Source organism: Paenibacillus sp. FSL F4-0243 (assembly GCF_037963295.1).
Lineage (GTDB): Bacteria > Bacillota > Bacilli > Paenibacillales > Paenibacillaceae > Paenibacillus_AQ.
This window is the reverse complement of sequence record NZ_CP150151.1, coordinates 13,798-36,838: the sequence shown is the minus strand read 5'-3', so window position 1 is coordinate 36,838 and position 23,041 is coordinate 13,798. Positions and strand designations below refer to the sequence as shown.

16 protein-coding genes and 5 rRNA genes are annotated in these 23,041 nt (G+C 47.4%); 1 reads left to right on the top strand and 20 read right to left on the bottom strand.

Annotated elements, in window-relative coordinates; genetic code table 11:
• Window positions 1–22: 22 nt before the first annotated feature.
• The 7 genes from NSS87_RS00155 to NSS87_RS00125 form a co-directional block, all read right to left on the bottom strand.
• Window positions 23–823: a stage 0 sporulation family protein gene (locus NSS87_RS00155; RefSeq protein ID WP_076286882.1), complete on the bottom strand. Its 801-nt coding sequence runs from the start codon at window positions 821–823 to the stop codon at window positions 23–25.
• 137 nt (window positions 824–960) lie between these two features.
• Window positions 961–1,935, bottom strand: coding sequence for a DNA polymerase III subunit delta' (holB, locus tag NSS87_RS00150; RefSeq protein WP_042123085.1), 975 nt, complete (start codon window positions 1,933–1,935; stop codon window positions 961–963).
• A gap of 117 nt (window positions 1,936–2,052) precedes the next feature.
• Window positions 2,053–2,496: a YaaR family protein gene (locus tag NSS87_RS00145; RefSeq protein WP_042183820.1), complete on the bottom strand. Its 444-nt coding sequence runs from the start codon at window positions 2,494–2,496 to the stop codon at window positions 2,053–2,055.
• A 49-nt stretch (window positions 2,497–2,545) separates the two neighbouring features.
• Window positions 2,546–2,875, bottom strand: coding sequence for a cyclic-di-AMP receptor (locus tag NSS87_RS00140; protein WP_042183817.1), 330 nt, complete (start codon window positions 2,873–2,875; stop codon window positions 2,546–2,548).
• Window positions 2,876–2,998: 123 nt separating this feature from the next.
• The gene (gene tmk / locus NSS87_RS00135; protein ID WP_042183814.1) at window positions 2,999–3,640 is read right to left on the bottom strand and encodes a dTMP kinase; all 642 of its coding nucleotides are present in this window, start codon (window positions 3,638–3,640) and stop codon (window positions 2,999–3,001) included.
• The gene (locus NSS87_RS00130; protein ID WP_339244176.1) at window positions 3,641–5,182 is read right to left on the bottom strand and encodes an aminotransferase class I/II-fold pyridoxal phosphate-dependent enzyme; all 1,542 of its coding nucleotides are present in this window, start codon (window positions 5,180–5,182) and stop codon (window positions 3,641–3,643) included.
• A 209-nt stretch (window positions 5,183–5,391) separates the two neighbouring features.
• Window positions 5,392–5,577, bottom strand: coding sequence for a sigma factor G inhibitor Gin (locus NSS87_RS00125; RefSeq protein WP_042123074.1), 186 nt, complete (start codon window positions 5,575–5,577; stop codon window positions 5,392–5,394).
• Window positions 5,578–5,785: 208 nt separating this feature from the next.
• On the opposite strand from NSS87_RS00125, the gene NSS87_RS00120 reads away from it, so the two are divergent.
• Window positions 5,786–6,310, top strand: coding sequence for a hypothetical protein (locus NSS87_RS00120; RefSeq protein WP_042183802.1), 525 nt, complete (start codon window positions 5,786–5,788; stop codon window positions 6,308–6,310).
• Window positions 6,311–6,382: 72 nt separating this feature from the next.
• On the opposite strand, the gene NSS87_RS00115 is transcribed toward NSS87_RS00120, so the two are convergent.
• From NSS87_RS00115 to NSS87_RS00055, 13 genes are all read right to left on the bottom strand, one after another.
• Complete coding sequence (locus tag NSS87_RS00115) at window positions 6,383–6,796, bottom strand: hypothetical protein (RefSeq protein ID WP_042183800.1); 414 nt, start codon at window positions 6,794–6,796, stop codon at window positions 6,383–6,385.
• Window positions 6,797–7,051: 255 nt separating this feature from the next.
• Window positions 7,052–7,168, bottom strand: a 5S ribosomal RNA gene (gene rrf / locus NSS87_RS00110).
• A gap of 129 nt (window positions 7,169–7,297) precedes the next feature.
• Window positions 7,298–10,226 (bottom strand): 23S ribosomal RNA (locus tag NSS87_RS00105).
• Window positions 10,227–10,489: 263 nt separating this feature from the next.
• Window positions 10,490–12,047, bottom strand: a 16S ribosomal RNA gene (locus NSS87_RS00100).
• The 16S, 23S and 5S rRNA genes sit together here, the layout of an rRNA operon.
• A gap of 425 nt (window positions 12,048–12,472) precedes the next feature.
• The gene (locus NSS87_RS00095) at window positions 12,473–13,624 is read right to left on the bottom strand and encodes an amidohydrolase family protein (RefSeq protein WP_042183798.1); all 1,152 of its coding nucleotides are present in this window, start codon (window positions 13,622–13,624) and stop codon (window positions 12,473–12,475) included.
• A 2-nt stretch (window positions 13,625–13,626) separates the two neighbouring features.
• Window positions 13,627–14,685 carry an aminotransferase class V-fold PLP-dependent enzyme gene (locus NSS87_RS00090; protein WP_042183796.1) on the bottom strand — a complete coding sequence of 353 codons (1,059 nt, stop codon included), beginning with the start codon at window positions 14,683–14,685 and terminating at the stop codon, window positions 13,627–13,629.
• Window positions 14,682–15,455 (bottom strand): ATP-binding cassette domain-containing protein, encoded by a 774-nt coding sequence (locus NSS87_RS00085; RefSeq protein ID WP_042183794.1) that lies wholly within the window; start codon window positions 15,453–15,455, stop codon window positions 14,682–14,684. Before NSS87_RS00085 ends, NSS87_RS00090 begins: the two co-directional genes overlap by 4 nt.
• Entirely contained in the window at window positions 15,446–16,213 is a 768-nt protein-coding gene (locus tag NSS87_RS00080) for an ABC transporter ATP-binding protein (protein WP_231573369.1), read from the bottom strand. The genes NSS87_RS00085 and NSS87_RS00080 overlap by 10 nt, the downstream gene beginning before the upstream one ends.
• Window positions 16,210–17,076 carry an ABC transporter permease gene (locus NSS87_RS00075; protein WP_143764167.1) on the bottom strand — a complete coding sequence of 289 codons (867 nt, stop codon included), beginning with the start codon at window positions 17,074–17,076 and terminating at the stop codon, window positions 16,210–16,212. Before NSS87_RS00075 ends, NSS87_RS00080 begins: the two co-directional genes overlap by 4 nt.
• Window positions 17,073–18,062, bottom strand: a complete 990-nt coding sequence (locus tag NSS87_RS00070) for an ABC transporter permease (RefSeq protein WP_339244172.1) — start codon at window positions 18,060–18,062, stop codon at window positions 17,073–17,075. Before NSS87_RS00070 ends, NSS87_RS00075 begins: the two co-directional genes overlap by 4 nt.
• Window positions 18,059–19,681 (bottom strand): ABC transporter substrate-binding protein, encoded by a 1,623-nt coding sequence (locus NSS87_RS00065; protein WP_339244171.1) that lies wholly within the window; start codon window positions 19,679–19,681, stop codon window positions 18,059–18,061. Before NSS87_RS00065 ends, NSS87_RS00070 begins: the two co-directional genes overlap by 4 nt.
• Before the next feature lie 155 nt (window positions 19,682–19,836).
• A 5S ribosomal RNA gene (gene rrf / locus NSS87_RS00060) occupies window positions 19,837–19,953 on the bottom strand.
• A gap of 129 nt (window positions 19,954–20,082) precedes the next feature.
• A 23S ribosomal RNA gene (locus NSS87_RS00055) occupies window positions 20,083–23,011 on the bottom strand.
• Window positions 23,012–23,041: the final 30 nt, after the last annotated feature.

Below are 23,041 nucleotides of genomic sequence, written 5' to 3'. Positions count from 1 at the left end.
CCGAAAGTAACCTTATAATGGTTTACTTGACGACAACATCATCCATTGGAAGTTCCTTAACTTTGCCCACTTCAAACAACTGTACATGAACCGTACGGCTTCCGGCATTAAGTCCTACTACTTTGCCATCACCCAATGAGGTCACGACAATCTTGCCGACCGCTGGCATTTCTTCCTTTACACTCTCATAATTGTCATGCTCAAATTTCAAACAACACATCAGACGTCCACAAAGTCCTGAAATCTTCGTCGGATTAAGTGACAGGTTCTGATCCTTCGCCATTTTAATGGATACGGGTTCAAAATCCCCTAACCAAGATGAACAACAAAGTACTCGCCCACAAGGTCCAAGTCCACCTAGCATTTTAGCCTCATCACGCACCCCAATTTGCCGTAGCTCAATGCGGGTCCGGAAGATACTTGCTAGATCTTTAACCAATTCTCTAAAGTCGACCCGTCCTTCGGCCGTAAAGTAAAATATAATCTTATTACGGTCAAAAGTAAACTCTACATCGACGAGCTTCATTTTGAGACCATGGTCGCGTATTTTATTTAAACAGGTGGTAAAAGCCTCTTTAGCGGCCCCTTTGTTCTCTTCAACTACGCGTGCGTCGGTTTCTCCGGCAATACGCATCACTTTTTTGAGGGGCAAAACTACGTCGGATTCTTCCACCTCTTTTTTGCCTACGACAACTTTACCGTATTCAACCCCACGTGCTGTCTCCACAATAACATGTTGATCCCGTTCAATCGGAAAATCAAGTGGATCGAAATAATATATTTTACCCGCTTTTTTAAAACGGACACCTACTACGCTGTACAAAAATTAACCCCCTTGTTTGCCGGTAAAAGGAATCTATGGGCATGTCCGCTCCCTGATGATCCATGCTTCCTTCCTCGTCTGTTAAAACGATATTTCCAGGTAAAGCGACATCCGGAGGATATATCATAACTAATCCTTTAACTTTCCAGTCGGATTAAAAACTGCTCCAGACACAATTGGGCATTGGCATTGGATCGCAGCTTCTTAGTGCTCTCTGCAGCAAATCCCATATAAGCCACCCATTGTTCCGCACTCCGCTCACGGGCATGCCTGGAAATAAAGTCTAACTGATCTATGAAAACGATACTCTCATGCTTACGATACAGGAAGTAAAGCATATCTTTAAACCACAGATGGAACATGCTGAAGAAGATATCCAAATGTTCAGCGAGTCCGGTCTTGAACAGCTTCTGCCCAGCAGTTGCTACAGCGGAGCTGCCCTTGCCTAAGGACTCCTTAGCTAATTGTAACATTACATTTCTCATTTCTGCAAACCAATTCTGTTCCAAAAGTTTCCTGCAACCATCAAGTCCTGAACTAAGTGATACTGCACATCGAGCTAAGGGTATGGGAACGCCCTCACTTGCCAGAGCTTGGAGCATAATATCCGGGTTTAACGGACTAAATGGAATCCGCTGAGTCCGCGACTGAATGGTTGGCAATAAGGAACGGCTATTATCAGAAATTAAGATTCCAACAGCCGGAGCTGGTGGTTCCTCCAGAAATTTCAGCAGACTATTGGCAGCTTGTACCGTCATTTTGTCTGCTCCATCTATAATATAAACTTTCGGATTCACACCCTCTGACCGATAGGAAAAGACGCGCTGCAGCTCACGGATTTGATCTATTTTAATACTTGCTCCATCTGGCTGCAGCAGTGACAAATCAGGGTGGTTTCCATGTTCTACTTTGCGGCACTCCAGGCATTCCCCACAGGCATCGTCCTTGCTCTGGGTACAAAATATAGCTTGGGCAAACATCAGCGCCGTTTTCATTTGTCCACTGCCTGCCGGCCCTGTAAATAAATAAGCATGACTCACAGCTTCTTTGCGCAAGGCGTTTTGGAGTAGCCGCTTGGCGTTCTCCTGGCCTACTATATCATGAAAAGGCATAATTTCCTCCCAAAACTTTCAAACATAAACGCCTTTATCGTCCTTATAAGGACGATAAGTGTTTAATCGAGAAATATAAGGCTAAAGTATAGTGTAAAGCATATACTTTCTTATATTTTAAAAAGAAAGGTTGATTAACAACCCACGGATTTCTCCAACGCGTCCTAACAGATCGATCCGGCCTTGCTCACTATTCAGCAAATCATCTGCCATTGATAGCAAAGCCGAATCAATTTCCTCAAGCAGCTTGTAACGCTTGCCACGTCCACGTCGATCCCATCCGCGTGTTTCCTTCAGAATGACGCCTCTTCGAGCCGTTTCCTCCAGAAATCTTTTGATCATCATCCGGTAGATGGTAAGCTCACGAATCGTCATAGACTTAGATAAACGATCGCCTTGAGACTGTATTTCTTTGATCTGGCGATTCAGTTCATCTTTGGTTTTCTGCTCACTTTGCTGCTGAAAAACATCAGAGAACGTTTTTTGCTGAACGGGTTTGTTAGCCCCTTCTGCATTTGGCATCTCACTCTTCAAGGGCCTATACCCCGGATTGATCTTCAAAGGTTATCTACCGCCCTTTTTATAAATGGCTTGCTAATCTATATTATACTTAATAATGTTCAAAACGATCTACAGGAAGTACGAATACAGTAGCTCCACCGACTTGTACCTCAACAGGAAGTGGCAAATACGAATCCGTTGTTCCACTCATCGGTGTTACAGGAGTGACTAGCTGTTCACGCACTTTACAGCTGTTACGGATCACGGTCAATACGGATTCAATCTGACTGTCTTCTACCCCGATCATAAATGTCGTATTCCCTGCCCGTAGAAATCCACCTGTACTTGCAAGTTTAGTAGCACGGAAATTGGCTTTGACTAGCTCACTGGACAACCGGTTACTGTCTTTATCCTGGATAATTGCAATGATCAACTTCATCTTCGCATTCCCTCCCAATATTTTTATGGTGTATTACTACTTAGAGTTACTCGTAGTAACCCTTACTTCATAAGCACACGCCTAGTTATATGTTACTTCTCTTAGTATATTAGACAAAACACCTTAAAAACCCTTTAATACTCTCTCTTCAAGAGTTCTCACGATATCTTGTTCTACCATATGAATGGGGCGATTAGCATCCAGAACTACTATTCTGTCCGGATTGGCCTGGGCTAATAATTGATAGCCTTCACGAACCTTCTTATGAAAAGAAAGGCTCTCCAGATCCAGACGATTCACTTCCCGTTCTTGATTCGCTGCAATCCGTGACAACCCTATCTCTGGGTCTACATCCAGATAAAAGGTTAGATCTGGCATACGGTTCCCTATCGCAAAACGATTAATACTCCATACCTCTTCTATTCCGAGTCCTCTCGCATGTCCTTGATAAACGAGGCTGCTGTCTACAAAGCGGTCACAGAGTACAGTAAGCCCTTCTCTAAGAGCCGGTTCAACGACTTCGGCGAGATGTTGGCTTCTTGATGCAGCATATAGTAATGCCTCTGTACGCGCATCCATAGCTGTATGGGCAGGATCTAGAATAATGGAACGAATCTTCTCAGCAATCTCAACGCCACCCGGTTCACGGGTAATTCGATAAGGCATGGACCGGTTCTGTAAATAGGCCGTTACTCTACCTAGTACCGTTGTTTTTCCGGAGCCTTCGCCCCCTTCTAATGTTATGAAGAAACCTTCTTTTCCCACTTATGCTTCTCCGCCCTTCTGAATGTTGTATACCTCAATACGCTGCAAGACCGGATCAGCACAAGCCTGGAATTTGGCGCCTCCTTTGGCTAAACCAGCCAGCCTTCTTTGGATCTGATCTGTGATCACTTCACCCGGATATAATACCGGGATGCCTGGTGGATAGGGAATAACCATCTCTGCCGCCACTCTACCCACGCAATGTTCAAGATCAATGCTTTCAATTTCATTTGCTGACACCGGCTTCAATGAGAAGGGGACAGGATCTGAGATTTGTAAAGAATGGAAATTGTTCCACGTGGAAATATTGCGAGCGCCTGATAAGTCGGGGGCGTTCTGTGATTCGGAAGGTTCCTCCGAATCTATTTCCCGCAGCGCCTGCAGCAAATGATCTGCATCTTCAGCCTTCGATCCAAGGCTGAACAGCAGCACTACGTGCCGGTCATCGCTCATCTCCGGCACGCATCCCTTTATTTCGAGCTTGCGCTGCAGCTCGAAGCCGCTCAGGACCCCGGTGGCGTCATAAATGACGACTTTAAAGGGGTCCTGTGTCACATACGCCGCCAAAGAATCAGGCGGCGTATTCGGGTGCAGCTGCTCTGCCGGCTGCACTAGTCCGTAGCGCGGCAGCTCCGCGAGCCCGCGCCGTAGAACGTCCACGGCGGCCAGCCCCGCCGAGAAGGCACCCTTGCCCCGGCTGTGCAGCAGCCGCCGGGCAAGATCCAGCGACGCCATCATAGGATATGATGGGCTGGAGCTCTGCACCATGGCGAGCCGCTGCCGGAGCAGGGCGCGGTTGAGCCGCGGCCCTTGAACATGCAGCATAGCGCCCATGGTCATCGCTGTGAGCATCTTGTGCGTGGACTGCACGACGCCGTCCGCGCCACAAGCAAGTGCCCCGGCTGGCAGCGCCGGGTGCTGCCCGTAATGCGCCCCATGCGCCTCATCCACAAGCAGCGGTACACCGCTGTCGTGACAAATACTCGCGAGGGGCGCAAAATCACTACCCATGCCGTAATAATTCGGCATAGTAACAAGTACAGCTGCGGCTTCAGGATAGGCTGCAAGTGCAGCCTTAACAGCTTTGGCCGCCGGCGCCACTGCCAAGCCGCTGAGTGGATCAATCAGAGGCTCCAGAAAAACAGCACGTACTCCAGCCAACATCAGTCCATGAATGACTGACTTATGCACATTGCGTTGAACAATCATAATCATTCCAGGCTCGGGACAAGCGGTTAGAATAAGAGCCAGATTGCCGGCTGTGCTCCCTCCAACCAGAAAAAAGCTTTCCTCTGCTCCAAAGCAATCTGCTGCCAACTCTTGCGCTTCCTTGATAACTCCCTCAGGATGATGAAGATCATCCGTTCCGGAAATTTCCGTAACATCATACTTCATTACCTCATCTAAAAAGCCAGCGCCTTCAACGCCATCATATGCCTCTCCATTCTTATGACCTGGCACATGATATGATCTATTACCCATAATTCTATATTGTTCCAGCATTTCGTATATAGGCGCCCTACAACGTTGTAATTTATTCATATTAAATTCCTTCCCATAGGGTTCCTTCTATTTTAGCGTAAATATTCGCAAACGCCTACGCTTCAGTGTAAAAGCGGCCCTTTGGACAACAAAACGGCTCCTCCCGCCTGAAGAACGAGGAAGCCGTGTATTGAATATCACTAATGCAGCCTTCGTATCTTTCATCCAGACCGCTCTCTTAATTGCATCATTTAACAGAGTTACTCTACTTAAGCGTTCTTTTGCAATCCAATCTTCTTCATCCGGCCGATAAAAAAACGGTACTTGGCATCTTCAGCCTCGGTACGTATCATCTCAGCCTCACATTCCTCACAAATAAAATGCGAGACAATCACAATACCTTCCTCTTTTACCTGTCCACAAATGATACAAGCTTGCCCGGTTTGCTGTTCCATAACCATCCCACCTTGACTCTTTTAAGAACAGTATGATACACCTTCTATCATTTTAAACCTTTTCATAGTTTTTTCATATCCTTCGTATCGTGCATTATATATATTCCGTTGCCGTTATATCGGTGAATTTTCGCCGCAGTTTAATAAAATACATCCACTCGCCGATATTAAGAACATACGAATTCACGAGGAGGTTAGACTATAATCTATGGAACCCACTACCAAAGGTGCAGCTACATTCTATCAATATAAACTAATTAAAAAAGTAAATCTAACGGCACGCCTGCTGCCTATTTATATTATGCTTCCCTTATTAGTCCTTGTGCTCGAAACCGTATTTCTTTCCTGGTGGAGCATTCTTTACATAATCATAGCAGCGCCTGTAGCCTTCTGGGTTCAATATGTCATTTCACGCTCAGTTCTTTTAATCTCAGGACACCCCATTTCAAAAAGATGGTCTGTCTCATTTAAACTGCCTTGGTTAGGGTTTATGCCTGATCAACATATTAGTTACCGTATATTCCGTAAAGTACAGCTACATAATTTCTATATCGGTCTTTGTATTGCAGCACTCTTTATTTTCTGGTCACCGCCAGCATTTACAGTATCACTGATCACTTGTCACTTATGGCTCCTACTGCCTCGTCTTTATACTCTGTTCAGACTGAATCGACAGGATCAGGGAGGCATGTTGAAATTCAATCCGACCGATGTATCCTATTACTCTCAATAAAGTGCAGCAGTATAGCTCATATTATTTTCACGTATTAAAAAATAAACCGCCATCCTTAGGGATGGCGATTCTTTATTTCGTCTTAAGGCCTTTAATGGAGGTCTTCTTTTCTTTAGGAATCATCACTACAAAATAATCATCGTGCACTGTTAAATGAACCGTTAACCCATCCTTCAGAAAAACACCCGAAGAATCACTATCATCATCTTCCTGTTCTGTCCATCCCCAGGCTTTAATAGCCTCCAAATAAGGATCCGGAATACCATTCTTCTCCTTTAATCCAGGTAAAGAATAACGTACATAATCCATAGCAACGTTAGTAGTGGTCTGGTCTGGTGAGTTTGCCTCATGGGGGACAGGGAAGCTTTTCTCATTCAGTGCACCCTCAAAAGTATCCCACTTAGGTTCTTTAGCCCCGCAACTTGCCAGTATTAAAGTTAAAATACAAGAAATCATTATTAACTTGAATATTTTTAATTGTTTCATGCCTTAAATCCTCCCTACCTCTACAATGCATCTAAAGACACAAGAAAATTCAAAGTTAGAATTTATGAGTAGTTCCTTCGTATTAAAGATCTGCTAACTATTAGCACTTTTCTATTATACTTGTATCCACCGCAGCGTCGGTAACAAAAATGTCATTCCACAGTAACCTATTCTACTGTTATTACTAGCCTTAAATACTTGCATAATAAAAAAGAAAAAAAGCCACTGCTGATATTATCAACAATGGCTTAATCTGCTTGGCAACGTCCTACTCTCCCAGGACCCTTCGGTCCAAGTACCATCGGCGCTGGAGGGCTTAACGGTCGTGTTCGGGATGGGTACGCGTGGAACCCCTCCGCTATCGCCACCAAACATGCGTCTGTGAAACAGACGCTGCCGCGTGAAATTTCGTTCATCACCAGAAGTGAGAATGAATTTCTAAGCGTGTTACAGGCTTAATCGCCTGAAAACTGAATCCGAATTGAATTTGCGTTTTAAGTATAGGATAAGCCCTCGACCGATTAGTATTGGTCAGCTCCATGCATTACTGCACTTCCACCTCCAACCTATCTACCTCGTCGTCTTCAAGGGGTCTTACTAATTGGGAAATCTCATCTTGAGGGGGGCTTCACGCTTAGATGCTTTCAGCGCTTATCCCGTCCGTACGTAGCTACCCAGCCATGCTTCTGGCGAAACAACTGGTGCACCAGCGGTACGTCCATCCCGGTCCTCTCGTACTAAGGACAGCTCCTCTCAAATTTCCTGCGCCCACGACAGATAGGGACCGAACTGTCTCACGACGTTCTGAACCCAGCTCGCGTACCGCTTTAATGGGCGAACAGCCCAACCCTTGGGACCTACTTCAGCCCCAGGATGCGATGAGCCGACATCGAGGTGCCAAACCTCCCCGTCGATGTGGACTCTTGGGGGAGATAAGCCTGTTATCCCCAGGGTAGCTTTTATCCGTTGAGCGATGGCCCTTCCATGCGGTACCACCGGATCACTAAGTCCGACTTTCGTCCCTGCTCGACTTGTAGGTCTCGCAGTCAAGCTCCCTTATGCCTTTGCACTCTTCGAATGATTTCCAACCATTCTGAGGGAACCTTGGAACGCCTCCGTTACTCTTTAGGAGGCGACCGCCCCAGTCAAACTGCCCGCCTGACACGGTCCCCGTACCCGATTAGGGTACTAGGTTAGAACCTAGATACGATCAGGGTGGTATCCCAACGGCGCCTCCACCGAAGCTTGCGCTCCGATTTCTACGGCTCCCACCTATCCTGTACAGATCGTACCCAAATTCAATATCAAGCTGCAGTAAAGCTCCATGGGGTCTTTCCGTCTTGTCGCGGGTAACCTGCATCTTCACAGGTATTAAAATTTCACCGGATCTCTCGTTGAGACAGCGCCCAAGTCGTTACGCCATTCGTGCGGGTCAGAATTTACCTGACAAGGAATTTCGCTACCTTAGGACCGTTATAGTTACGGCCGCCGTTTACTGGGGCTTCGGTTCATAGCTTCGGGTTACCCCTAACCACTCCCCTTAACCTTCCAGCACCGGGCAGGCGTCAGCCCGTATACTTCGCCTTGCGGCTTCGCACAGACCTGTGTTTTTGCTAAACAGTCGCTTGGGCCTTTTCACTGCGGCCCCCTCGTGCTATTCACACTACCGGGGCACCCCTTCTCCCGAAGTTACGGGGTCATTTTGCCGAGTTCCTTAACGAGAGTTCTTCCGCGCGCCTTAGAATTCTCTTCTCGCCTACCTGTGTCGGTTTGCGGTACGGGCACCTTCTCCTGGCTAGAGGCTTTTCTTGGCAGTGTGAGATCATGACCTTCGCTACTGTAATTTTCGCTCCCCATCACAGCCCAGCCTTAATGATGTGCGGATTTGCCTACACATCAGCCTCACTGCTTAGACGGACATATCCATCAGTCCGCGTCACTACCCTCCTGCGTCACCCCATCGCTCATAGCGGATTACGGTGGTACAGTAATTTCAAACTGTTGTCCTTCGACTACGCCTTTCGGCCTCGCCTTAGGTCCCGACTTACCCTGAGCGGACGAGCCTTCCTCAGGAAACCTTGGGCTTTCGGCGGATCAGATTCTCACTGATCTTTTCGTTACTCATACCGGCATTCTCACTTGTATGCTGTCCAGCGCTCCTTACGGTACACCTTCAACCCACATACAACGCTCCCCTACCCCAGATACATACGTATCTAGCCATAGCTTCGGTGGTGTGTTTAGCCCCGTTACATTTTCGGCGCAGAGTCACTCGACCAGTGAGCTATTACGCACTCTTTCAATGGTGGCTGCTTCTAAGCCAACATCCTGGTTGTCTGTGCAACTCCACATCCTTTCCCACTTAACACACACTTGGGGACCTTAGCTGATGGTCTGGGCTGTTTCCCTTTTGACAATGGATCTTAGCACTCACTGTCTGACTCCCGGCAATAAGTATATGGCATTCGGAGTTTGACTGAGCTTGGTAATCCTTGCGGACCCCGCACCCAATCAGTGCTCTACCTCCACTACTCTTATACCGAGGCTAGCCCTAAAGCTATTTCGGGGAGAACCAGCTATCTCCGAGTTCGATTGGAATTTCTCCGCTACCCCCACCTCATCCCCGCATTTTTCAACATGCGTGGGTTCGGGCCTCCAGTGCGTGTTACCGCACCTTCACCCTGGACAGGGGTAGATCACACGGTTTCGGGTCTACGTCCACATACTCAATCGCCCTATTCAGACTCGCTTTCGCTGCGGCTCCGTCTTCTCGACTTAACCTTGCATGTTAAACGTAACTCGCCGGTTCATTCTACAAAAGGCACGCCATCACCCATAGATAGGGCTCTGACTTTTTGTAAGCACACGGTTTCAGGTTCTATTTCACTCCCCTTCCGGGGTGCTTTTCACCTTTCCCTCACGGTACTGTTTCACTATCGGTCGCCAGGTAGTATTTAGCCTTAGCAGATGGTCCTGCTGGATTCATACGGGGTTTCACGTGCCCCGCACTACTCGGGATCCGTCTCGGAGAGAACACAGTTTAGGTTACAGGGCTTTTACCTCTATCGCGGGCCTTTCCAGACCTCTTCGCCTACCATATTCCTTTGTAACTCCATGTGAGACGTCCCACAACCCCTAAGAGCAAGCTCTTAGGTTTAGGCTGTTCCGCGTTCGCTCGCCGCTACTGACGGAATCACTATTGTTTTCTCTTCCTCAGGGTACTTAGATGTTTCAGTTCCCCTGGTCTGCCTCTACATCTCCTATGTGTTCAGAGATGAGTAACTGCGAATTACCACAGCTGGGTTTCCCCATTCGGACACCCCCGGATCAAAGCTTGCTTACAGCTCCCCGAGGCAGTTTCGTTGTTCGCCACGTCCTTCGTCGGCTCCTGGCGCCTAGGCATCCTCCGTGTGCTCTTATTAGCTTAACCTTCGCTCCGATGTTTCGCTTGTTCGCACAATTGAAAATCTTCGCTTCCAGCTAATAACTAACGTACTTGTTCACACAAGTTTTAGCTAAAAGATGTTCTAAAACGCAAATTCGTTTCGGTATCCAGTTTTCAAGGATCAAGTCTTACTTGAGAGCTTAAACTCTCAAAACTGAGCAACGAGTGAGTAACAGGCCTAAACCTGAGATTTTGGAAGTTTAACTTCCGATTTGAATGTCTTCATTGCAGAAGACGATTCTCCATAGAAAGGAGGTGATCCAGCCGCACCTTCCGATACGGCTACCTTGTTACGACTTCACCCCAATCATCTACCCCACCTTCGGCGGCTGGCTCCCTTGCGGGTTACCCCACCGACTTCGGGTGTTGTAAACTCTCGTGGTGTGACGGGCGGTGTGTACAAGACCCGGGAACGTATTCACCGCGGCATGCTGATCCGCGATTACTAGCAATTCCGACTTCATGCAGGCGAGTTGCAGCCTGCAATCCGAACTGAGACCGGCTTTGATGGGATTGGCTTCACCTCGCGGTTTCGCTTCCCGTTGTACCGGCCATTGTAGTACGTGTGTAGCCCAGGTCATAAGGGGCATGATGATTTGACGTCATCCCCACCTTCCTCCGGTTTGTCACCGGCAGTCACTCTAGAGTGCCCAGCCTTACCTGCTGGCAACTAAAGTTAAGGGTTGCGCTCGTTGCGGGACTTAACCCAACATCTCACGACACGAGCTGACGACAACCATGCACCACCTGTCTCCTCTGTCCCGAAGGCCGCCACTATCTCTAGTGGATTCAGAGGGATGTCAAGACCTGGTAAGGTTCTTCGCGTTGCTTCGAATTAAACCACATACTCCACTGCTTGTGCGGGTCCCCGTCAATTCCTTTGAGTTTCAGTCTTGCGACCGTACTCCCCAGGCGGAGTGCTTACTGTGTTAACTTCGGCACCAAGGGTATCGAAACCCCTAACACCTAGCACTCATCGTTTACGGCGTGGACTACCAGGGTATCTAATCCTGTTTGCTCCCCACGCTTTCGCGCCTCAGCGTCAGTTACAGCCCAGAAAGTCGCCTTCGCCACTGGTGTTCCTCCACATATCTACGCATTTCACCGCTACACGTGGAATTCCACTTTCCTCTTCTGTACTCAAGTCACCCAGTTTCCAGTGCGACCTCAGGTTGAGCCCAAGGTTTAAACACCAGACTTAAATGACCGCCTGCGCGCGCTTTACGCCCAATAATTCCGGACAACGCTTGCCCCCTACGTATTACCGCGGCTGCTGGCACGTAGTTAGCCGGGGCTTTCTTCTCAGGTACCGTCACTCCGATAGCAGTTACTCTACCGGACGTTCTTCCCTGGCAACAGAGCTTTACGATCCGAAAACCTTCATCACTCACGCGGCGTTGCTCCGTCAGACTTTCGTCCATTGCGGAAGATTCCCTACTGCTGCCTCCCGTAGGAGTCTGGGCCGTGTCTCAGTCCCAGTGTGGCCGTTCACCCTCTCAGGTCGGCTACGCATCGTCGCCTTGGTGGGCCGTTACCCCACCAACTAGCTAATGCGCCGCAGGCCCATCCCTCAGTGACAGATTGCTCCGTCTTTCATTCTTCCTTCAGGAGAAAAAAGAAATTATCCGGTATTAGCTACCGTTTCCGGTAGTTATCCCAGTCTAAGGGGCAGGTTGCCTACGTGTTACTCACCCGTCCGCCGCTAAGTTACTTTGAAAGCAAGCTTTCAAAGTAACTCCGCTCGACTTGCATGTATTAGGCACGCCGCCAGCGTTCGTCCTGAGCCAGGATCAAACTCTCCAATTAGTATTGAAAAGAGCGATATGCTCATTTTGAAACATCTGACGAGAAAATTAATTCTCTAATTTTGGATTTCACTTTCGTGATTTCCTACTCACTCGTTGTTCAGTTTTCAAAGATCAAGTTCTCGTTGGCGCCGTTTAATGTCTCAGCAGCAACTCTTATACTATATCATGTTCGGCCGTTTAATGTCAAGCTCTTTTTTTAACTTCTTTTTCGAGCTCGGCATGTGTGTTTCTCGGCCAGAAATAGAATATATCATGTATAGAGATTCATTGCAACACTTTTTTTGAATGATTTAAAAACCATAAATCATGTATTAATGAATATACTCTATCTTTATATACTGTTGCCTTATATACATTCCATAATATAAAAGAAAAACAACTGAAAAAGATATCAGTTGTTTTCAGAAGATAGCTTAGACGAATCTAAATTAATTCCGCTTCCTTCGCTCCAGTAATTACGGAAACGATACTGTTTCGAAGTATCTCTGCATTATACGCCTGGTATGGATCGACATTGAAAACAACAGCATCTGCAATAAAACCTTCTGCAATCTGCCCCAGCTCGTTACCGCTCCCTAGAATGTCAGCAGCGCTTTTAGTAGCTGACTGCCACGCTTCTCTGCGAGTTAAGCCATAATCAATCAACGTATCCAGTTCTTGAAGGTTATAACCATGTAATGAGGGTGTAGCATAATCTGTACCGAATCCAATACGAACGCCCTCTCTTTTTGCATAATTAATGGCTTTGGAATGTGATTCAGCAGCACGGGCAGCTCGTTCACAAATGATTGGATTCAACGCAAGAACACCTTTCGGATCTGCAGCAATGCGATAGATGGATGTAGTAGGTACAAAAGCTACTCCCGAATTAGCAAGCCTTCCCGCCTGATCTTCAGTTAGAAACATCCCATGCTCTATAGATTCCACACCGGCCTGGATGGACCAGTCTATCGTCACTCCACCCCAGGTGTGAACCAGCACCTTCTTATCGTGGGCATGTGCATTACGAACAATGAACGCGAATTCTTCTTCGGAAAAGATCGGATCAACCACTTTCTCGGTAGGTGCTCCAAGACCACCTGTGGCCATGATTTTTATCCAACCCGCTCCTGTAGCAAAGATTTCTGCCATCCGTTGTTCCAAATGCTTAAGTCCACGGGCATCTGCTGCTCCAAGCATATCGCTGCTGGTATGCACTCTTAAAGGCTGCTGATATTGCTGAACAAGATGCTGCACTGTGCTGGGCAGAATTCCGCCTGCATCACGTACAGTCGTTACACCTGTCCTTAAAGTAGCCTCAAAGGCTTGTGCCTGCATGGCTTCGATCTGCTGGGAGTCGCGCTTTAATTGATCTGCATGGTCAAAGTCTGTCCAAGCCATATGCGTATGAAGATCTATAATACCTGGACTAATCCATAGATCTGTCCCTGTAAGTGTTGAATTATTTTGTTGCGGCTCTATTTCAGTTATAGATAAAAAATAACCATCCTTAATCACAACATCAAAACGTTTACCTTCGATACCTGCTATATAAATATTCTTGAATGTATGCAGTTCTGGATGCTTGTCAATCATCTTCATTCCCCCCAAGCCAGCCGAACAGCATGTAATGCCTGATCAGGGTCTTGTTTCAATAACTCAGCAAGTGTTGATATGGCTTCCTCCACACTTTTCCGAGCAGCATTTGTTCCGAAATGATTGATCCGCAAAAGATGGCCAAATAATTCTCCGTCTCCTGGAGCCACAATGCCTATAGGTTTTTCGATCTGCAAATCTTGCTTTCCAGCAATCCGAACCGTTGTAGTCAGTGTAGAATAATGTCTGCTGTCCTTTTGCCAAGGCTCAAGCCCCAAGGATTCTATACCAGCTAATGTAGCAGCTGCAGCCCTTTCATGACGCTGAATGATTTGCTCCAATCCCTCTTCTTCAATTCGTGTCAAGGCCAGGATCAGAGCTCGAGCCTCTAAAGTAGGGATATTTGGAGCAACCCGTAGCGGCGCAGTGCCATCCAGCGAAGGTTTGAGATCCAGCAAGGACAGAATGGAGTTACGCGGTGCATTTTTATTAGACTCAAGAAATTGCCAGCCACGTGGTGAAATACTGACGGCGCTAACACCGTTAGGTCCAGCCAAGGCTTTTTGTGCGCCTATCACAGCAAAATCAACTCCCCATTCATCGACCAGTAACGCCTCTCCCCCAACCGCAGAAACTGAGTCCGTCACAGTAATGAGATTGAACTCCTTTGCAATCTTAAATATTTCTTTAGCCGGATTAGAACCACCTGTAACTACTTCAGCCTGAACAAAGGAAAGGGCACAAGGGCTAAACTCTTTAATTGCGGAAGCAACTTGGTCGCTAGTGACCACTTCATCAAAAGGAACCTTTACTTCAATAACCGTTGCACCTCCCCGTTCAAGCCACTTTCCAAATAGACTTCCATAGGGACCTGTTACTATATTTACAATGGTTCGACCAGGCGCGGCTATTCCTGCAGCCACTGCCTCGATCCCCAGAATTGCCTCAGCTGGGATGATAACTGGTGGGTGCTCAGTAAACAAGATAGTAGAAATCAATTGTGTAAGCTTATTGTACTCATCCACTGAAAGTGGCACATGTACATTATATTCTGGGCTCATAAGAAACCTCCTGATGTACTTGATTTTGGCATTTTAGGAACTGCCGACAACAGCTCGTAACTGTATTCATGTTTAGGCCGGATGAAGAATTGATCCTTCGGACTCTGCTCCACGAGCTTTCCTTGCCGCATAACTGCTACCGTATCGCTAATTGCATTAATTACTCCTAGATCATGGGAAATAAAAAGCATGGTGAGATTAAGCTCAGCTTTCAGCGTATTGAACAGTTCGAGCACACTAAGCTGCACAGATACATCCAGCGCGCTGGTTGGTTCATCGGCGATCAGGATATTTGGTTCAACGCTTAATGCACGAGCGATCGCTATCCGTTGCCGTTGACCACCTGAAAATTCATGCGGGAATTTATCTAAAGCCTTTTGCTCCAAATGAACCTGGTTCAAAAGCTCTTTACATCTTTGCTCAACGTCCGTACGTCCCACAATTTTATGAAACAATAAGGGCTCGGAAAGAATTTGCCTAATCGAATGCTTTGGATTCAGCGATGCATCAGGATTTTGGAAGATCATCTGGATTGTTTTACGCTGCTCACGGCTCCTTTTCTTTTTTAACTCTTGGGTACCTAACAGAATCTTCCCCTCATGCGGGGCAATCAGTCCAGCAATTACTCGCGCCAGCGTAGATTTCCCTGAACCGGATTCTCCAACAAGTCCAAGAGTGGTGTGCTGCTCAAGATTCAAATTGATACAATCCAGTGCAGTAAATCCGCCGTAGTGAACAGTTAAATCTTTTATTTGTAAGGCTAGTTCCATGAGTCTCTACTCCCTTCAAGCTCTGGCAAAGGAAGCACCGAATCAATCAGCATCTGTGTGTAAGGGTCGGATGGATTTTGCAAAATATCAAGGGTAGCGCCATGCTCCACAATCTGCCCTTGTTTCATTACACATAGGCGTGAGCACAAGTTGGCTGCAATCGCGAGATTATGCGTTACAAAAACCATAGCAAATCCCAGCTCCTGCTGGAGGTTCGTGATCGTTTCAATAATTTGTCGTTGAACCGTGACATCCAGCGCCGTTGTCGGCTCATCACAGAGAAGAATACCTGGCTTGCACGCCAGTGCCAAAGCGATGACTACCCGTTGACATTGACCGCCTGACAGCTGACTCGGATATCGATCCTTTTTCTTTAAAGAATCAGGGAGACCAAGCCTTTCGAGTAGCTCCAGCGCAATCATTCGCGAAGCCTTTCGACTAACTTTCTGTCTGTAATACACGACTTCAGCCAGCTGATTGACAACCATACAGAGTGGATCAAGCGCACCTCTTGGGTCTTGAAACACCATCGCACTGCTTACGTCACTCTTAATGGTGCCACCTGTCTGTTCAACACCATTTGGAAGTAGTCCCAGAATTGCACGCAGCGTAAGCGATTTTCCTGAACCCGACTCACCTACTAATCCTAGACTCTCCCCTTTGCTCAGCGAAAAGCTAACATTGTTGACTAATCTCTCTTTTGACTTCGCTGCCAGCGATAGTGCGTTTATTTCTAAAATGGGTTGTATAGACATCATTTTTTCCTCCATATGTCTGCCAAACCATCACCTAGGAGCGACAAAGCTATTCCGGTATACACCACTGCAAATCCTGGGACAGCTGAGAGCCACCAAGCTGTAGTGATGAAGGGCTGTCCATCTGAGATCATAGTTCCCCAGTCTGGAGTTGGCGGTGTAATACCGATCCCAAGATACCCCAGTGTAACAATGGCAACAAGCAATCCAATCATGTCTGTCATAAGAACGACAACGGCTTGCGGAAGTACATTGGGCAGCAGATGACGCAAAATAATTTTTACTCCGGGTAGCCCTAAGGTTTGAGCGGATGCCACCCATTCCTGATTGCGAAAAGATGCGCTAAGACCTCTCACTACACGGGCAAAGACAATCCAACCTACAAGGATAAACGTAATATAAATGCCTCGTTCTCCTGCTCCACTGGCAAAAGCAACGATAATGACGATTAGATAAAAAGGAAAAGCGATCAACGTATCTGACAGCAGCGTAATAACTGTATCAATCCATTTGCCGTAATATCCTGCTAGCATTCCTAGGAACACACCTATGCAAAAGGGAATGATTTCTGCCAAGACCATGATTTTTAAATCAGTCCTCGCTGCATAAATCAATCTAGTAAACAGATCACGTCCCAGCTGATCGGTTCCTAGCCAGTGTTCAGCCGACGGAGGCTGCAGAAAGGCGCTCAAATTTTGCTCGGAGGGATCATAGGGACTTATATACGGTATGAACACAGTCAAGAGAATAAGAGCTGCAAACATAATCAATCCCACTAGAAGTGAAGGGGTATTCCATATTCGTTTTAAGCCGCTAGTCATTTTGCCAGCCTCATACAATCGTGGTTCTAGTCTTATCGTTTTCATTGTTTTCCCTTCGTTCTGGGATCAAGCCACCAAGAAATGATTTCAATCAAGAGACTGATGATCACAACAGCTAGCGCACAGTAAAGTGCTATTCCTTGAATAACTGGAAAGTCCCGTTTCGAAATTGAAGTGAATAACAAACTGCCAATTCCCTTTATTCCAAACACCTGTTCAACGACCAATGTACCGCCGATTAGATATGAAATATTCACACCCATCAGCATCAGTGTTGGTAGAGCCGAATTGCGCAGCACATGTTTAAATAAAATAACCCTGCTTGGTATTCCGGCACCCTTAAGTGTAACTACAAAATCCGATTCTAACACTTCAAGCATCTGTGCTCTTAACGAACGGACCAGCGTAGGGATCTGTGAGAAAGCAACGGTGATTGCTGGAAGTGCAAGACTGTGCAAAGTTCCAATCCACCCTTCACTTACTCCCCCAACGGGGAACCAGCCAAGCCGGACACTAAAGAGCAAAATTAAAAGTAAGCCAACCCAGAAGATTGGCATACCCAAAGTTATTGTAGGAAAAATACGTATTAAATGATCCAGCAGTTTATCCTTATGCGTAGCTGCTACTGTAGCAAGCAGAAGTGATACGAAAATCGCCAACACACACGCCATTACTATGAGCAACAAAGTGACAGGGGCACGCTGCATAATCAACTCTCTTGTTGATGTACCCATAACAATGGAGTTTCCAGTATCCCCCTGAGTAAATAGCGTCTTCAGAAATCGCATGAACTGCTCCCATAAAGGAAGGTCCAGCCCAAGAGTATGATGCATACTCTTGAGCGCCTCAGGGGTACTGTATTCTCCCAATATCATTTTAGCTGGATCTCCAGGCACAATTCGGATGATGAAAAAGACTGCTATCATTACGCAGCAGATCACTGCCAGCGCCTTTATAAGTGATATCACAAGCCAGTTGTAAGAGTCCTTGCTTCCTCTAGGTTGATTTAACACCTGCTTAAGATTCGTCATTGGCTGATGTGGACATCTTCGAAACGGGCGCTGCCGTTAGGTAGAACAACAAGACCATCAACAGAAGAACGAATACCTTTCAAGACATCTGGATAATAAAGCGGAATATAAGGTACTTCATCAGCAAGTGTCTGCAGCAGTTTAGTATAGATTTGCGCACGAGCATCGCCATCTGCAGTTTTTTGACCCTCATATAGAAGCTTCGTTACTTCATCATTCGTATAATGCGTCCAATACGATTTGCTGAAGCCTTCCGGATCAGTTTGAAAAGCAATGATCGAGTTCGCTTCCGGGGAATCCGCTTGACCGCTATTAAGCATTGCCGCAAAATCATATGCAAAGAAACGTTCACGGAAAGTAGCAAGCTCAATCGATTCAATCTCAATCTTAATCCCGATTGTTTGACCCGCTGCCTGGATAATTTGTGCTTCTTGTGCTCTTGTACTGTTGCCGGAGGCTACAAGTAATTTGGTAGTGAATCCATTAGGGAAGGCAGATTTAGCAAGCTCCTCCTTGGCTGCCTCAACATTGAAGTTCAGAGCCTTGATTGTATCATTGGAGTTATAAGGAATCGTTGTTGGCAGTAATGAGTTTGCCGTTTGTGCATAACCAAACGTTAATGCTTTGGTCAAGCCTTCACGATCAAGTGCCAGAGCAAGCGCGCGGCGAACATGCACATCCGAGAAATGCTCATCCAGCGTATTAAAGAACAATTGCTCTGTCACCCAACTGCCGTTAGTAATTACTTTAGTGTCAGCTCCATCTTTGATCTCATTGGCATTTTGCAGCGCTAAAGATTCAATAGCATTAACTTCCCCAGCCTTCAGCTGGTTGATCGCTTGGCTATCATCCTCAATCAACTTATAAACAAGCTTATCAATATATGGTTTTCCTTCTTGCCAGTAGAATTTGTTCTTAGTAAAGGTCAGATCCCCCGCTGTATCCCATGATTCAACCACAAAGGGTCCCGTTCCAATTGGCTTCTTAAAGAATTCTTCTTCGGAAACTCCACCAAAATTGTTAGGCAAGATGCCATTTGAGAAATTGGATAGCTCTGAGATAAATGGTGTATAAGGCTCTTTAAGTGTAATAACAAGCGTTTTGTTATCCTGCGCCTTAATTGTGCCGACCTTTGCCGATATTGCCAGCGGGCCGCCAACCTTCAAGTGCCGCTCAAGGGAGAATACAGCATCTTCTGCAGTCACATCCGTACCATTTGAAAACTTTACGCCGTCGCGAAGTTCAAAAGTATACGTCAGGCCATCCTCACTGATACTATGTGACTTTGCAAGCCAATCTACAATTTCGCCCTTGCTGTCAAAAGCAACTAACGATTCAAATACTTTGTCGATTGCAAAAGCATTGTTGGACGTAATCTGGTTATGCAAATCCAACGAGGTTACAGATGCAGGGCGTCCATAGACGAAGGTTCCTCCTACTGCCGGCTCTGCCGCTTGAGGACTCTGAGTTGCTGTTGCTGGACTCGCACTTTCCTGCGCATCTTTATTTGAAGCAGCCTTATTATTAGATCCCGAGCATCCTGCAATTACCATCAATAGCAAAACTGCTATCGCCCCCAACAGAACCGGTTTCTTAACAGATACATTAAAATATGACATAATCCGCTCCCCCTATAATTCTTATATGTTTAGTATGAATTGTATTATGGATTAATCAATGTGGTCTGTCAAACAAAATTTAAATCTTAACAATCCGTTAAGTAAATAGATATAACAAAAAGACCACTGTCGATTACTCAACAGTGGTCTTGCGTGCTTGGCAACGTCCTACTCTCCCAGGACCCTTCGGTCCAAGTACCATCGGCGCTGGAGGGCTTAACGGTCGTGTTCGGGATGGGTACGCGTGGAACCCCTCCGCTATCGCCACCAAACATGCGTCTGTGAAACAGACGCTGCCGCGTGAAATTTCGTTCATCACCAGAAGTGAGAATGAATTTCTAAGCGTGTTACAGGCTTAATCGCCTGAAAACTGAATCCGAATTGAATTTGCGTTTTAAGTATAGGATAAGCCCTCGACCGATTAGTATTGGTCAGCTCCATGCATTACTGCACTTCCACCTCCAACCTATCTACCTCGTCGTCTTCAAGGGGTCTTACTAATTGGGAAATCTCATCTTGAGGGGGGCTTCACGCTTAGATGCTTTCAGCGCTTATCCCGTCCGTACGTAGCTACCCAGCCATGCTTCTGGCGAAACAACTGGTGCACCAGCGGTACGTCCATCCCGGTCCTCTCGTACTAAGGACAGCTCCTCTCAAATTTCCTGCGCCCACGACAGATAGGGACCGAACTGTCTCACGACGTTCTGAACCCAGCTCGCGTACCGCTTTAATGGGCGAACAGCCCAACCCTTGGGACCTACTTCAGCCCCAGGATGCGATGAGCCGACATCGAGGTGCCAAACCTCCCCGTCGATGTGGACTCTTGGGGGAGATAAGCCTGTTATCCCCAGGGTAGCTTTTATCCGTTGAGCGATGGCCCTTCCATGCGGTACCACCGGATCACTAAGTCCGACTTTCGTCCCTGCTCGACTTGTAGGTCTCGCAGTCAAGCTCCCTTATGCCTTTGCACTCTTCGAATGATTTCCAACCATTCTGAGGGAACCTTGGAACGCCTCCGTTACTCTTTAGGAGGCGACCGCCCCAGTCAAACTGCCCGCCTGACACGGTCCCCGTACCCGATTAGGGTACTAGGTTAGAACCTAGATACGATCAGGGTGGTATCCCAACGGCGCCTCCACCGAAGCTTGCGCTCCGATTTCTACGGCTCCCACCTATCCTGTACAGATCGTACCCAAATTCAATATCAAGCTGCAGTAAAGCTCCATGGGGTCTTTCCGTCTTGTCGCGGGTAACCTGCATCTTCACAGGTATTAAAATTTCACCGGATCTCTCGTTGAGACAGCGCCCAAGTCGTTACGCCATTCGTGCGGGTCAGAATTTACCTGACAAGGAATTTCGCTACCTTAGGACCGTTATAGTTACGGCCGCCGTTTACTGGGGCTTCGGTTCATAGCTTCGGGTTACCCCTAACCACTCCCCTTAACCTTCCAGCACCGGGCAGGCGTCAGCCCGTATACTTCGCCTTGCGGCTTCGCACAGACCTGTGTTTTTGCTAAACAGTCGCTTGGGCCTTTTCACTGCGGCCCCCTCGTGCTATTCACACTACCGGGGCACCCCTTCTCCCGAAGTTACGGGGTCATTTTGCCGAGTTCCTTAACGAGAGTTCTTCCGCGCGCCTTAGAATTCTCTTCTCGCCTACCTGTGTCGGTTTGCGGTACGGGCACCTTCTCCTGGCTAGAGGCTTTTCTTGGCAGTGTGAGATCATGACCTTCGCTACTGTAATTTTCGCTCCCCATCACAGCCCAGCCTTAATGATGTGCGGATTTGCCTACACATCAGCCTCACTGCTTAGACGGACATATCCATCAGTCCGCGTCACTACCCTCCTGCGTCACCCCATCGCTCATAGCGGATTACGGTGGTACAGTAATTTCAAACTGTTGTCCTTCGACTACGCCTTTCGGCCTCGCCTTAGGTCCCGACTTACCCTGAGCGGACGAGCCTTCCTCAGGAAACCTTGGGCTTTCGGCGGATCAGATTCTCACTGATCTTTTCGTTACTCATACCGGCATTCTCACTTGTATGCTGTCCAGCGCTCCTTACGGTACACCTTCAACCCACATACAACGCTCCCCTACCCCAGATACATACGTATCTAGCCATAGCTTCGGTGGTGTGTTTAGCCCCGTTACATTTTCGGCGCAGAGTCACTCGACCAGTGAGCTATTACGCACTCTTTCAATGGTGGCTGCTTCTAAGCCAACATCCTGGTTGTCTGTGCAACTCCACATCCTTTCCCACTTAACACACACTTGGGGACCTTAGCTGATGGTCTGGGCTGTTTCCCTTTTGACAATGGATCTTAGCACTCACTGTCTGACTCCCGGCAATAAGTATATGGCATTCGGAGTTTGACTGAGCTTGGTAATCCTTGCGGACCCCGCACCCAATCAGTGCTCTACCTCCACTACTCTTATACCGAGGCTAGCCCTAAAGCTATTTCGGGGAGAACCAGCTATCTCCGAGTTCGATTGGAATTTCTCCGCTACCCCCACCTCATCCCCGCATTTTTCAACATGCGTGGGTTCGGGCCTCCAGTGCGTGTTACCGCACCTTCACCCTGGACAGGGGTAGATCACACGGTTTCGGGTCTACGTCCACATACTAAATCGCCCTATTCAGACTCGCTTTCGCTGCGGCTCCGTCTTCTCGACTTAACCTTGCATGTTAAACGTAACTCGCCGGTTCATTCTACAAAAGGCACGCCATCACCCATAGATAGGGCTCTGACTTTTTGTAAGCACACGGTTTCAGGTTCTATTTCACTCCCCTTCCGGGGTGCTTTTCACCTTTCCCTCACGGTACTGTTTCACTATCGGTCGCCAGGTAGTATTTAGCCTTAGCAGATGGTCCTGCTGGATTCATACGGGGTTTCACGTGCCCCGCACTACTCGGGATCCGTCTCGGAGAGAACACAGTTTAGGTTACAGGGCTTTTACCTCTATCGCGGGCCTTTCCAGACCTCTTCGCCTACCATATTCCTTTGTAACTCCATGTGAGACGTCCCACAACCCCTAAGAGCAAGCTCTTAGGTTTAGGCTGTTCCGCGTTCGCTCGCCGCTACTGACGGAATCACTATTGTTTTCTCTTCCTCAGGGTACTTAGATGTTTCAGTTCCCCTGGTCTGCCTCTACATCTCCTATGTGTTCAGAGATGAGTAACTGCGAATTACCACAGCTGGGTTTCCCCATTCGGACACCCCCGGATCAAAGCTTGCTTACAGCTCCCCGAGGCAGTTTCGTTGTTCGCCACGTCCTTCGTCGGCTCCTGGCGCCTAGGCATCCTCCGTGTGCTCTTATTAGCTTAACCTTGATTTTTCCTAAGAAAAATCTCACTAAT